Source organism: Billgrantia endophytica (genome assembly GCF_002879615.1).
Classification (GTDB): domain Bacteria; phylum Pseudomonadota; class Gammaproteobacteria; order Pseudomonadales; family Halomonadaceae; genus Halomonas; species Halomonas endophytica.
This window is the reverse complement of sequence record NZ_PNRF01000013.1, coordinates 127,575-140,311: the sequence shown is the minus strand read 5'-3', so window position 1 is coordinate 140,311 and position 12,737 is coordinate 127,575. Positions and strand designations below refer to the sequence as shown.

The 12,737-nt window shown below is 63.9% G+C and carries 14 protein-coding genes; 6 read left to right on the top strand and 8 right to left on the bottom strand.

All coding sequences use genetic code 11. The annotated features are described in order from the left end of the window. Positions 1–24: 24 nt before the first annotated feature. From C1H69_RS23790 to C1H69_RS07285, 3 genes are all read left to right on the top strand, one after another. Positions 25–180 carry a hypothetical protein gene (locus C1H69_RS23790; protein WP_205738432.1) on the top strand — a complete coding sequence of 52 codons (156 nt, stop codon included), beginning with the start codon at positions 25–27 and terminating at the stop codon, positions 178–180. A gap of 337 nt (positions 181–517) precedes the next feature. After that, positions 518–1,606, top strand: a complete 1,089-nt coding sequence (locus tag C1H69_RS07290; RefSeq protein WP_240609860.1) for a 3-deoxy-7-phosphoheptulonate synthase — start codon at positions 518–520, stop codon at positions 1,604–1,606. Positions 1,607–1,686: 80 nt separating this feature from the next. Then, complete coding sequence (locus C1H69_RS07285) at positions 1,687–2,199, top strand: DUF3087 family protein (RefSeq protein WP_102652743.1); 513 nt, start codon at positions 1,687–1,689, stop codon at positions 2,197–2,199. A 20-nt stretch (positions 2,200–2,219) separates the two neighbouring features. Here the strand turns inward: C1H69_RS07285 and hemB are convergent, their stop codons facing one another. Next, entirely contained in the window at positions 2,220–3,218 is a 999-nt protein-coding gene (hemB, locus tag C1H69_RS07280; RefSeq protein WP_422666890.1) for a porphobilinogen synthase, read from the bottom strand. 172 nt (positions 3,219–3,390) lie between these two features. Here hemB and elbB point away from each other — a divergent pair, with 172 nt between their 5' ends. Continuing rightward, entirely contained in the window at positions 3,391–4,053 is a 663-nt protein-coding gene (elbB, locus tag C1H69_RS07275; RefSeq protein ID WP_102652741.1) for an isoprenoid biosynthesis glyoxalase ElbB, read from the top strand. A 100-nt stretch (positions 4,054–4,153) separates the two neighbouring features. Here the strand turns inward: elbB and tatC are convergent, their stop codons facing one another. The 7 genes from tatC to ubiE all read right to left on the bottom strand — a co-directional run bounded on the left by tatC (position 4,154) and on the right by ubiE (position 9,130). Beyond that, complete coding sequence (gene tatC, locus C1H69_RS07270) at positions 4,154–4,939, bottom strand: twin-arginine translocase subunit TatC (RefSeq protein WP_102652740.1); 786 nt, start codon at positions 4,937–4,939, stop codon at positions 4,154–4,156. Next, entirely contained in the window at positions 4,936–5,391 is a 456-nt protein-coding gene (tatB, locus tag C1H69_RS07265; protein ID WP_102652739.1) for a Sec-independent protein translocase protein TatB, read from the bottom strand. Before tatB ends, tatC begins: the two co-directional genes overlap by 4 nt. A 6-nt stretch (positions 5,392–5,397) precedes the next feature. Then, a complete protein-coding gene (tatA, locus tag C1H69_RS07260) occupies positions 5,398–5,661 on the bottom strand; it encodes a Sec-independent protein translocase subunit TatA (RefSeq protein ID WP_102652738.1) in 264 nt (87 codons plus the stop codon). Positions 5,662–5,763: 102 nt separating this feature from the next. Next, the gene (locus C1H69_RS07255) at positions 5,764–6,099 is read right to left on the bottom strand and encodes a phosphoribosyl-ATP diphosphatase (RefSeq protein ID WP_102652737.1); all 336 of its coding nucleotides are present in this window, start codon (positions 6,097–6,099) and stop codon (positions 5,764–5,766) included. A gap of 30 nt (positions 6,100–6,129) precedes the next feature. Next, positions 6,130–7,752, bottom strand: a complete 1,623-nt coding sequence (ubiB, locus tag C1H69_RS07250; protein ID WP_102652736.1) for a ubiquinone biosynthesis regulatory protein kinase UbiB — start codon at positions 7,750–7,752, stop codon at positions 6,130–6,132. Continuing rightward, a complete protein-coding gene (locus C1H69_RS07245) occupies positions 7,752–8,375 on the bottom strand; it encodes a ubiquinone biosynthesis accessory factor UbiJ (RefSeq protein WP_102652735.1) in 624 nt (207 codons plus the stop codon). The genes ubiB and C1H69_RS07245 overlap by 1 nt, the downstream gene beginning before the upstream one ends. Continuing rightward, entirely contained in the window at positions 8,375–9,130 is a 756-nt protein-coding gene (ubiE, locus tag C1H69_RS07240; RefSeq protein WP_102652734.1) for a bifunctional demethylmenaquinone methyltransferase/2-methoxy-6-polyprenyl-1,4-benzoquinol methylase UbiE, read from the bottom strand. Before ubiE ends, C1H69_RS07245 begins: the two co-directional genes overlap by 1 nt. 229 nt (positions 9,131–9,359) lie before the next feature. Here ubiE and C1H69_RS07235 point away from each other — a divergent pair, with 229 nt between their 5' ends. Together C1H69_RS07235 and C1H69_RS07230 are read left to right on the top strand one after the other, a co-directional pair. Continuing rightward, positions 9,360–10,541, top strand: a complete 1,182-nt coding sequence (locus C1H69_RS07235; protein ID WP_102652733.1) for an ABC transporter substrate-binding protein — start codon at positions 9,360–9,362, stop codon at positions 10,539–10,541. A gap of 75 nt (positions 10,542–10,616) precedes the next feature. Next, entirely contained in the window at positions 10,617–12,728 is a 2,112-nt protein-coding gene (locus C1H69_RS07230) for a methyl-accepting chemotaxis protein (RefSeq protein ID WP_102652732.1), read from the top strand. Positions 12,729–12,737: the final 9 nt, after the last annotated feature.

Here is a 12,737-nt window from a genome sequence, read left to right as displayed (position 1 = left end):
ATACGCAATCAGGAGACGCTCATGATGCCGGACCGCCTTGCCAACCGCTTCGACCGACGTGCCCCGCAGGCTGCGGCGGTGTCGTGCGTGGCCGGGCCTGGCGGAGAAGCGGTCTCTGAGCGTTTCGGGGGAGAGTATTGGTACTGGTTTAGCGCCGGTGTGCCGGTGGCCGGGTCCTGAGTCGAGGATACCGCCACGAAGGCACACCCTAACCGGGTTGCCTCCCCCTAGAACCCCCGGTCGGCAACCCGATCGGGGGTTTTGCGTCTGCGCGGCCCCCCATTTTGCAACGTACGCAGCGAACCAAACGCAGCACATCCAGATAGAGGAGACGCACCATGACCGCACGCTTTGACGCTTTTGCCGCCTATACCCCGAACCGTCAGGACTATCATGGCTGGGGATATGGCTGGCGATTTAGCGTTGCGCGGTCGGCTCAGTGCGCCACCTCCGACCGTGAGACAACCGGTGGCATTGACACGACACGATGTTTGCCAATCTCACGGAGTTGACTGCCATGAATGCCCATACTTCCCTTGCCGAGCGACTACCCGTCGACGGCCATGCCGATCTTGACGCGACAGCCGACGCGAGTGGCGCCGGCGCGTCGCTTCCCACGCCTGGTGAGTTGCGCCGCCGCCTGCCCCTCTCGCCGTTTCTGGCGGAACTCCTCCGGACCCAGCGGCAAGCCGTCCAGGATATCGTTCAGGGTCGCGACGACCGCCTGCTGGTGGTGGTAGGCCCCTGCTCGATACATGACCCGTTGGCGGCACTGGAGTATGCCCAGCGCCTGGCGGAGCTGGCCCCGAGAGTCTCCGACCGCCTGCTGCCGGTGATGCGTGTCTACGTCGAGAAGCCGCGTACCACGATAGGCTGGAAAGGCCTCGCCTATGACCCCGATCTCGACGGCGGCGGCAATATGGCCCGCGGCCTGCATCTGTCACGGCATTTGATGCGCGAGATCGTCTCGCTCGGCCTGCCGGTTGCCACCGAACTGCTGCAACCGATGCTGGCGCCCTATCTGGACGACCTGCTGGCCTGGGTGGCCATTGGGGCCCGGACCACGGAGTCCCAGCTTCATCGCGAACTGGCCAGTGGCCTGGAGACCGCCGTTGGCTTCAAGAACGGCACCGGTGGCGATATCAAGGTGGCCCTGGACGCCATGCGAGCAGCGGGGCACCCCCACCAGCATTTCGGCATGGATGCCGACGGGCGTCCGATGATGCGGGAGACGATGGGCAACCCGCACACCCATGTGGTATTGCGTGGTGGCCATGACGGGCCCAATCACGATGCCGGTTCGGTCCGTGCCTGTCGTCATGCCCTGGAAGCCGCCAGGCTGACGCCCCGCCTGATGGTCGATTGCAGTCATGCCAATGCCTGCAAGGACCATCGGCGCCAGGGCGAGGTGCTGCGCGACGTGCTGGCGCAGCGCCTGGCCGGCGAGCGCAGCCTGATGGGCCTGATGCTGGAGAGCCACCTGGAGGAGGGGCGTCAGGACCTCGATGCCGGTGCGCTTCGCTACGGCGTGTCGGTGACCGATGCCTGCCTGGGGTGGGAAAGCACCGAGGCGATGCTGCTGGAGGCCGCCGAGCGTTTGCGTTGATCATGACCGGGACGGCGACTGTACCTGAGCGGAGGATGTCGGGATAATCCCGGCATTCTCGCCGCAACAGGAGCCCCGCCATGCCGTTTACCTTTGAGCACCATGATCCGAATTCCTATCGTCGCAAGGCGCGCCTCATCAGCGTTGCCATGGCCGGCCAGTTGATCGTCTTCGGGCTGGTGTTCTCCCAACTGCTGACCGCCACCTTCGGATCGAGCCTTTGGCTCAATGCGATTGGTGTGCTGCTGGGCCTGATTGTCACCAGCCTGACCTTCGCCGTGCTGCGTGAGCGGCCCTGGATGACCGAGATGCGCTATGTCTGGCAACTCAAGCATCATCTGTCCCGGGTCAGTGGCTATCTTGCCACCCTGCGTCGCGAGATGGAGCAGGGCAACAGCGTGGCGCTGAACCTGATGGCCTTCTATCACCAGGGCATGGTCCAGCTCGCCGAACTCAACGGCCGTACCCTGGATGACGATTCCGAGCGCATCGCCGAACGACAGCGGATACGGCTGCTGCGCGAGGAGAGAGGCCTGCCTGAGCGGGTCGAAGGCTTCGACCCGCACGATCTGGCCGCTTTCAAGCGTAGCTAGCCCTTTATCCTGCCACTCCATTACTGGGCGAGCAGGCGGGCCGCACGCTTGGCGAAGTAGGTGAGGATGCCGTCGGCACCGGCGCGTTTGAAGCACATCAGCGACTCGAGAATGACCTCATCGGGTGACAGCCAGCCGTTATCGAAGGCGGCCATGTGCATGGCGTACTCGCCGCTTACCTGATAGGCGTAGGTGGGTACCTTGAGTTCGTCCTTGATGCGGCGTACCACGTCCAGATAGGGCATGCCCGGCTTGACCATCACCATGTCGGCCCCTTCGGCGAGATCCAGGGCCACTTCATGCAGGGCTTCGTCACCGTTGGCCGGGTCCATCTGGTAGGTGCGCTTGTCGGCCTTGCCCAGGTTGGCAGCGGAGCCTACGGCGTCACGAAAGGGGCCGTAGTAGTGAGAGGCATACTTGGCGCTGTAGGCCATGATCCGCACGTTGTGCAGGTGTTCCTGCTCCAGCACCTGGCGAATTTCACCGATGCGACCATCCATCATGTCCGAGGGCGCCACCACGTCGGCGCCGGCCTCGGCATGGGACAGCGCCTGCTTGAGCAGGGTTTCCACGGTGCGATCGTTCAGCACGTAGCCGCTGTCGTCGATGATTCCGTCCTGGCCATGGCTGGTGTAGGGATCCAGTGCCACATCGGTGATGATGCCGAGCTCAGGGATGGCCTCCTTCAGGGCCCGCACGCTGCGCTGAACCAGGCCGCTGGAGCTGTAGGCCTCTTCGGCCAGCTCACTCTTGAGCGCTTGATCCACTACCGGAAACAGGGCAAGGGCGGGAATGCCCAGGTCACGGGCTTCACGGGCTTCCTCGATCAGCAGATCCAGCGACAGGCGCTCCACGCCAGGCATGGAGGGAATGGCTTCACGACGCTGTTCGCCATCGAGCACGAATACCGGCCAGATCAGGTCGGAGGGTGTCAGGGTGGATTCACGCATCAGCCGGCGCGAGAAGTCATCGCGCCGCATGCGCCGCATGCGGGTGGCGGGAAACTGGCGAGTGGTCATGAAACTCAAGGCTCTTCTCCGGCTGTGGGGCCATCATGGGGCCCCTTGTCGATATCGTTGAGTATATCAGCGTGGCCGCGTGCCGGAAGCTGCGCCTTGTCGCACCCGGGATGACTCTCTAAAGTGTTGGCTTCAGGATTCACGGCAGAGCCCTTCATTCAAGGAGAAAGGCATGAGCAAACAGGTGGCGGTCATCCTGTCTGGCTGCGGCGTCCAGGATGGCTCGGAGATCTATGAGACCACCCTGACCCTGCTGCGGTTGGACCAGTTGGGTATCGGCTATCGCTGCTTCGCGCCGGATATCGAGCAGCACCATGTTATCGATCATCGTAGCGGTGAAGTCGCCGAGGGCGAGTCACGTAATGTGCTGGTGGAGTCGGCGCGGCTGGCTCGGGGGGACATCGGCTCCCTGGAAGATCTCGATGCCGGTGAGTTCGATGCGGTGATCCTTCCCGGTGGGTTCGGCGCCGCCAAGAACCTGTCGAACTTTGCCGAGGCAGGGAGCGAGATGGAGCTCCTCGACGGGCTGGCGGAGGCGCTGGCTTCCTTCCATGAGGTGCGCAAGCCGATCGGACTGATGTGTATCACACCGGCTCTCGTACCAAGGCTGCTGGGCCCGGGGATCGCCGTGACCATTGGCCATGATCCGGGCGTTTCCGGTGCCATCAGTTCCATGGGGGGGCTGCATCGCAGCTGCAGCGTCGAGGACATCGTGGTCGATTTCGAGAATCGTGTCGTCACCACGCCAGCCTACATGCTGGCTTCGCGTATCAGCGAAGCCGCTACGGGGATCTTCAAGCTGGTTGATCGTATCCATGAGCTCATGGACCTCTAGCCGTCCGCCTTGCATGGAGAAGGCCCCTGTCCGGCGCGATACCGGATGGGGGCCTTGTCGTTCTGGTCCGTCGCTCTGGTGGGATGCGGCTTCTGTCCGCCTACGGCTCGTCGCGTTCACCAGGTTGCTCGTCGGATGCGGCCGCCTTGCGGCGTCGACGCACCAAGCGGCCGAACAGGATGCCCACCTCGTAAAGCAGGTACATGGGTACGGCCAGCAGGGTCTGGGAAATGACGTCGGGTGGCGTCAGCAGCATGCCGACCACGAAGCAGCCCAGGATGACATAGGGTCGCTTCTTCGACAGGCTCTCCACCGTGGTGGCACCGGTGACGATCAGCAGGAAGGTGGCGATGGGTATCTCGAAGGCCACGCCGAAAGCGAAGAAGAGCTTGAGGACGAAGTTGAGATACTGGTTGATGTCGGTCATCACCGCCACGTTCTCCGGCCCGGTCTGGGTGAAGAACTGGAACAGCAGCGGAAAGACCGCATAATAGGCGAAGGCAGCCCCGGCATAGAACAGCCCGACACTGGACGCCAGGATCGGCAGGGCCAGTGTCTTCTCGTTATCGTAGAGCCCAGGGGCCACGAAAGCCCACGCCTGGTGCAGCACGTAGGGAATGGCCACGAATACGGCCACCACCAGCGTCAGTTTGAAGGGGGCCAGGAAGGGCGAGGCGACCTCGGTGGCGATCATCTGCGAGCCTTCCGGCAACATCCCCATCAGCGGCTGGGCCACGAAGGTGTAGATCTCGTTGGCAAAGGGGTAGAGTCCGAGAAAGATCACCAGGATCGCGACCACTGCGCGCAGCAACCGTGAACGCAGTTCGATGAGGTGTTCGATCAAGGGGGCCTGGCCGAGATCCTGCTTGTCACCGGAGTCGCTCATCGTGAAGCGGCATCCTTCTTGTCGTCAGGGGTGGAGGACGGTTTATCAGGCGTCTTCTCGGGAGCTTCCCGGGCGTTGGCCAGGGCATCATCGAGACGAGAGGATGCCGGCTGGCGCGGGGGTTCGTCACCAGCCTGCGCCTGGGACGTCTCGCTTTCGCCGGGCTTCTTCCGGCGCAGGGAGGGCGATACGGGTTCGGCAATACTTTCCACGTCACGCTTGGCCCGGTCGAGGCTCTCGTCGAGCTTCGACTGCTGCTCCTTGAGCTTCTGGCGGAGTTCCTCCGCCTCTAGCTGAGAGCTGATTTCCCGCTGCATGCCAGAAACGGTACGCTTGATCTTGCCAATCCATAGCCCAGCGGTGCGCGCCGCCTTGGGCAGGCGCTCCGGGCCGAGCACCAGTAGAGCCACGATCCCGATGATCAGGAGTTCGAGAAAGCCGATATCAAACATAGGGGCTTATTTGCGCTCTTCCGGGTCCTCGACCTTGTCCGCTGCCTTCTCCTCGGCCCGAACGTCATAGGTATTGGACTGCTCGTCATGAGCGACCTTGGCCTGTGCCTTGTCCTTGTCGTCCTTCTCTTCCTCGCTCACGGCCTGCTTGAAGCCCTTGACTGCGCCACCCAGGTCGGTGCCGACGTTTCGCAGCTTCTTGGTGCCGAAGATCAGGATGATGATCCCGAGTACGATCAGCAGTTGCCAGATACTGATACCACCTAACATGAAGAGTTTCCTCTGAGTCGGGTTTCCGGCCTATCCGGAAGAACCAGTCACTGCATGTCAATCACCAGATGCAAGGTACCAAGGGCGGATGATTGAACCGTGTCACTTGGACCTTGTCGCCTTCTCTTCGTGCCCCGAAATGCCGAAGCGGCGGGCCAGTTCGTCGAGCACAGCCTGATGATCGAGCCCGAGGTGCGATAGCATCACCAGACTATGAAACCACAGGTCGGCGGTCTCGGCGACCAGTGCTTTGCGTTGTGCCTCGCCACCCGCTTCGGCATCCTTGGCTGCCAGCACCGTCTCGGTCGCTTCTTCACCGACTTTCTCGAGTATCTTGTTCAGCCCCTCGTGATGCAAGGTGGCCACGTAGGAATCGGCTGGATCGGCATTGCGGCGCCGGGCCAGGACGTCGAAGAGCTCATCGAGGATATCACTCATGAAAGCGTTTCCGATTGCGGAGGGTCAAGTTCATTGCCAGACCAGCAGTAGCAAGCCGAGACCGGCAGCGGCCAGTATGGCCCAGGGCTGGTCGCCGGCCCACTGGGTCAAAGGCTGCCAGGCAAGTGCCAGTACCACCAGGATCAGCCCCAGTCGCAACCGGCGCCCGTTGCGGCGGCTCTGGGTCAACTGCTGACGTATGCCGTCCATGGCGATGGCCTGGCGCTGGCGCTGGCGGTGTTCGTGTTCGATTCGGCTCATTGCCTGGTGGGCGAGGGACGGCAGTTCGGGTAGCTGGCGCGAGAGGTCCGGTGCCTGTCGTTTCAGCGACTCCCAGAAGCCGGAAGCGCCGGCCCGCTCCTTCATCCAGCGCTCGAGATAGGGCTTGGCGGTGGTCCAGAGGTCCAGGTCCGGGTAGAGCTGCCGGCCCAGCCCCTCGATATTGAGCAGGGTTTTCTGCAGCAGGACCAGCTGTGGCTGGACTTCCATGTTGAAGCGTCGTGCGGTCTGGAAGAGACCCAGCAGCACCTGGCCGAAGGAAATGTCCTTCAGCGGCTTTTCGAGAATCGGCTCGCACACGGTTCGGATGGCGGCGGCGAACTCGTTGGCCCGGGTGTTCTCGCCGACCCAGCCAGATTCGATGTGCAGGGCCGCGACTTCATAGTAGTCCTGATGGAAGAAGGCGAGCAGGTTGCGTGCCAGGTAGTCCTGGTCCTCGCGGGTCAAGCTGCCGACGATGCCGCAGTCGATGGCAATGTACTGGGGATCGTGGGGCTCCCCGCGGGCGACGAAGATATTGCCCGGATGCATGTCGGCGTGGAAGAAATTGTCGCGAAACACCTGGGTGAAGAAGATCTCCACGCCCCGCTCGGCCAGTCGCTTGAGATCGGTGCCCTGAGCTCTCAGGGTGGTGATGTCCGCCACCGGGACGCCGTAGATGCGCTCCTGTACCATGACCCGACGGCGGGTGTGGGACCAGTGGATGGCAGGCACATAGAGCAGGGGAGAATCCTTGAAGTTGCGCTTGAGCTGCGAGGTATTGGCCGCTTCCTTGTGCAGGTCCAGCTCATCGAACAGTGTCGCTTCATAGTCGCGGACGACTTCCACCGGGCGCAGCCGGCGAGCTTCGGGAATCCTGGCCAGCACACCGGCTACCCGGTACATCAGCGCCATGTCCTGGCGCATGATCGGCTCGATCCCGGGACGAATGATCTTGGCAACCACCTCTTCGCCGGTATGGAGTCGGGCGGCATGCACCTGGGCGATGGAGGCCGACGCCAGGGGCTCGGGTTCGAAGTGGGCGAAGGCGATGTCGAGTGGCATGCCTAGCTCTTCTTCCACCAGTTCACGTGCCTCGCGTCCGGGGAAGGGGGGCACCTGATCCTGCAGTCGCCTGAGCTCATCGGCGACTTCCTCGGGCAGCAGGTCGCGCCGGGTGGAAAGCAACTGGCCGAACTTGACGAAGATGGGGCCGAGGGCTTCCAGCGCCAGGCGCAGACGCTCCCCTCGTGAGCGTTTGCCAACCGGCACGAGTCGAAGGGGAGAGAGAAAGAACATCAGCCTGAGGAACCAGGGCAGCCGTTCCATCGGCAACAGAGTGTCGAGGCGGTAACGGGTGATCACCCAGATGATGCGCAGTAGCCGAAGGCTCATCACGACGAGGCCTCGCGTTCCAGTTGACGACGCAGCCTCTTCAGACGGGCTTCCAGGCGGTCGGTGGTCATTTCCAGTTCGGTCAGGTGGTCCCGCAGATTTTCGAATTGCCGCTTACCGGGCACCAGTCGCGCTTCCTCGAAGACGTATTCGGCGATATCGGCCGTCATCTCTTCACGGGCGCGCAACCCCCAGCGAGCGAACCGGCGCAGCCCTTCGGTCAGGCCGTGCGCCGGAATATCGCCCAGCCAGCGTGCCAGCTCCGTTTCCCAGTCCAGGTCCAGGTCGAGCAGCAGGTCACGGGTTTCCTCGAGCAGGTGGATGCGGCCGCGTACCGCGAGCTTGCCCTGGAACATCAGCCGTTCGATGGATTCGCCTCCCAGCAGCCTGCCGAGTACCTCGACATTGAGCTCGGCGATGGCGTCAAAGGCTTCCTCGGCGGGATCTTCCGGGCACAGCAGGTAGAGGCCATCCGGGTGGAAATGTACCGCCACCATCAGCTCGGGCCGCTCCAGCCTGAAAAGAAGCCGGTGGCCGGCAAGCCGTGCCAGCCGCGCGGGCGCGGCGGGGTCGCGGGCGAGCAGGACGTTGAGCATACGCTCGATACCAGCCAGCACCAGCATTACAATTTGATACCGCGGTGCAGGGCGACGATGCCCCCGGTGAGGTTGGTGTACTCGACCCGCTCCAGGCCGGCGGCTTCCATCATTGCCTTGAGCGTTTCCTGGTCGGGGTGCATGCGGATCGACTCGGCGAGGTAGCGATAGCTGTCGCCATCATTGGCGACCAGTTCACCCATTCTCGGCAGCAGCCGGAAGGAGTACTCGTCATAGGCCCGGGACAGTACGGAATTGGTGGGCTTGGAAAACTCCAGTACCAGGAGCCGGCCGCCGGGCTTCAGCACACGGGTCATGGAGCGCAGGGCGGCATCCTTGTCGGTGACGTTGCGCAGGCCGAAGGCAATGGTGATGCAGTCGAAGCTGTTATCGGGGAACGGCAGGCATTCGGCATTGGCCTGAACGTACTCCACGTTGCCACCCACCCCGTTGTCGAGCAGCTTGTCGCGGCCGACCCGCAGCATCGACTCGTTGATGTCGGCCAATACCACGCGGCCACGCGAACCTACCATGCGGGAGAATTTCAGGGTCAGGTCGCCGGTTCCCCCGGCGATATCGAGCACGCTATGGCCGGGGCGCACACCGCAGCGTTCGATGGTCAAGCGCTTCCAGAGACGGTGAATGCCAAAGGACATCAGGTCGTTCATGACGTCGTAGCGGGCCGCCACGGAATGGAAGACATCGGCCACGCGTGAGGCCTTCTCATCGACCGGCACTTCCTGATAGCCGAAATGGGTGGTGTGCTTGTCCCTGGGGCTCATGCGAAAGGGCTCCCGAATCGCTGCGGTGAGAGGAGGCCGAGGGGGCTTTCGGCCTCGAATGGGCGCCATTGTAGCCTTCCCTTGACCTACTTGTCTTGACGGGTGTCCGCCTCCCCCGTGCTGCGGCATATTGTCACAGGGGGCGGTCTCGTCTTAAGTCCTGGACGCTGCGGCCGATGTCTCGTTGCGCGGGACACGTTCACCTTGCCGCCTGGACCAGGAGCCGAGAATGCGCACCAGAAGCGCGATACATTCGCTGCGACGCTTGTTGTTGCTGGGAGCCTGCGGGCTCATGCTGCCGGCCGTGTCGTCGGCTGGCCTGAAGCTGGGGCTGGTGGCCCCGCTGAGCGGTCCGGCGTCTTCCCTGGGAGAGGGCATGCGTGAGGGTATCGAGGCGCACTTTGCCGAGATCAACGCCGGCGGCGGGGTCCATGGTCGTCAGCTGGAACTGCTGGTCAGGGATGATCGCTACGAGCCGCTGCGCTCCGCACCCGAGACGCGGGGCCTGATCGAGGAAGAGGAAATCCTGGCCTCGATCGGTAACGTGGGAACCCCCACGGCGATCGTCACCCTTCCACTGCACAACCGCCACCAGACCCTGCTGTACGGCGCCTTCACGGGAGCCGGCGGGCTGCGCCTGGCGCCGCCGGACCGCTACGTCATCAACTATCGAGCCAGCTACGTGCAGGAAACGGCGGCCATGGTCGAAGGATTGCTGGAAGCGGGCATCCGGCCCGAGGAGCTGGCGTTCTTCACCCAGAACGACGGGTATGGCGATGCCGGCTACGCGGGCGGCATCAGCGCGTTGAAGGCCCATGGATTCGACGATGCCGAGTCTCTTCCCCACGGCCGCTACTCTCGCAACTCCCGCAATATCCATCAAGGGCTGGCCACCATCCTGCAGGCGCCGGTGGCGCCCAGAGCCATCATCATCGTCGGTACCTATGGCCCAGCGGCCGATTTCATCCGCGAAGCCCGGCGGGATCTTCCCGATGTGCTGTTCCTCAATGTCTCATTTGTCGGCAGCCAGGCGCTGCTCGACGAACTCGATGACATGGCCGATGGCGTCATCATCACCCAGGTGGTGCCGCCGATCGACGCGGACCTGCCGGCGGTGACGGCCTATCAGGCCGCACTCGAACGGCATGCCCGCGGCGCCGAGCCGAATTTCGTTTCGCTGGAGGGGTATCTGGCGGCGGCGCTGTTCGTCAAGGGACTGGAAGCCGCCGGCCCCGATCCCGACCGGGAAGGTGTCATCGACGCTCTGCTGGGGCTGGGCGAGGTCGACCTGGGCCTGGGTGAACCTCTCAGGCTGGGGACGGGAGACCACCAGGCCAGCGATGGGGTCTGGCCGACGCGGATCGACGGTGGGCGGTTCGAGCCGGTGGACTGGGAAAACCTGCTGCGCTGACGCTGCCCATCTTCCTTGCCAGGCCAGGTAGCCGCCATTGCCAGCTTCCCGGTCATGTACATCAAAGGTACTGACATGAAGAAAGTCCTTAGTCTGCGCGCCATGCTGGTCGGGTTGTTCATGACGGCCGTGCTCGGCGCGGTCGTGCTGGCCGCCACGGGGCTGATGAGCAATCAGCGGCTGGTCGACTCGCAGCGCTTCATCATCAACGACGTGCTGCCGCTACAGGCCGCCAGTCGCGGCATGGTCGACACGATGGGACAGTTCGGCCAGCGCCATGCCAACCTGCTTGTCGCCCACAGCGATGAGGCGCTGCAGCGCGTTACTCCGCAGGCGCAGCTCGCCGACCGCTTCCAGGCGGAGCGCGATGCGCTGCAGGCTGGCGACGATGACGCCCAGGCCGAGCGCTTGGCAGTCCTCGATGCGCGCTACCAGGCATTGCTGGACGCCGACGGCGCGCTGGAGCGGGCCCGGAGGGAGGACATCCTGCTCGCCGAGGCCATGAACGGGCGCATCATGGCGATGCAGTCGCACATCGGGGAGGTCATGGACAGCGCCGAGAACATGTCAGGGCGGGCCATGCTGAGCAACGTGCGCAAAGAGATCCAGCTGCGTGATCAGGTCGAGGCGTGGCAGGAGGATGGCATGACCACCCTGCCGACCGCACTACTCGAGCAGGCCGTGGGAGTGCGCACCGATATCGCCCAGATCGGTGGCGAAGTCCGTACGGCGGTCGCCATGCTGGCGGATCTGGGACGCCAGCTCACCCAGGTCGAGAGCGCCGACGCCCTGGTCAACCTGCGCTACAACCAGATCACTCAGCAGATCAACCTGGCCCGCCAGTCGCTGGCCGCCATCGCGGCTTCGCCGCAGGCCAATAGTGAGCAGATCGCCCTGGCCGAATCGCTGCGTGACATCATCGGCCGTCTCGATGAACTGATGGTGAGTGGGGAGAACGCGGTTTATGGTCTGCGCCAGCAGCAGATTGACCTGCAGCTACGGCAACAGCAGGCATTGGAGGCCGTCGAGGAGGCCATGGTCGCGATGCGCATGCTGCTGGGCGAAGTCGAGGCATTCAGCGTGGCCCAGGCCGATGGCGCGGCGAGTCGGGCGGAGGAGCTGGCCAGCGCGGGACAGATCCTGCAGGTCGTGGTGACGCTGGCCGTCGTGTTGGTACTGGCGATCTTCGGCTGGCGAACCCTGGTACGTGTACTGGGGCCGCTGGGGCAGATGCGCAGCCAGATGGAAGCGATCGGCGGCGACGCGGGGGCCGGCGCCGATCTCTCCCGGCGGATCGAGCTGGATCGTGACGACGAGATCGGCCGGGCGGCGAAGGCGTTCAATCGCATGATGGAGACCTTCGAGGGCATCGTGGCGCAGATACGTGACGGCGCCGAAAAGGTGGCCGTCAGCAGTCGCCAGATCGCCGCCGGCAACGGGGACCTGTCACAGCGAACCGAGGAACAGTCGGCGTCACTCGCCGAGACCGCCTCGAGCCTCGGGCAGATCACCACCACCGTTCGTCAGACGGCGGACTATGCGCATCAGGCGAGGGAAGCCAGCGGCGACGTCAGCCATCGGGCACGCCTGGCCGGTGACGTGGCGGCACGCACCGATGCGGCGATGTCAGGCATTCGACAGTCGAGCGAACGCATCACCTCGATCATCACCGTCATCGATGACATCGCTTTCCAGACCAATCTGCTGGCGCTCAACGCCTCGGTGGAGGCCGCGCGGGCTGGCGAGCAGGGCCGAGGGTTCGCCGTGGTGGCATCGGAGGTGCGCAAGCTGGCCAGTCGAAGTGCGGAAGAAGCCGCCCAGATACGGGGGCTGGTCGCCGACAGTGTCAGGCGGGTCGAAGAGGGAGCCGGCCTGGTGGCGTCGACCAGTGAGCACCTCAAGGAGATCATGGAGAGCCTGACAAGCGTGACCAACCATGTCACCGAGATCGCCCAGGCCACTCAGGAACAGTCGGCCGGTATCGAACAGATCAACCAGGCGATCGCTCAGCTCGACCAGGTCACCCATCAGAACGCACGCCTGGTACAGGAGGCCACCAGTGCCAGCAAGTCGCTCGACGAGCGGGCCGCCGACATGCATGCGCTGGTCGGTCATTTCAAGACCGGGACGGGAGAGGCGCTGCGGCTGGCCGGACCCGCACAGGTGACGGTCGGCAGGTTCGAATGACCCGTCAGG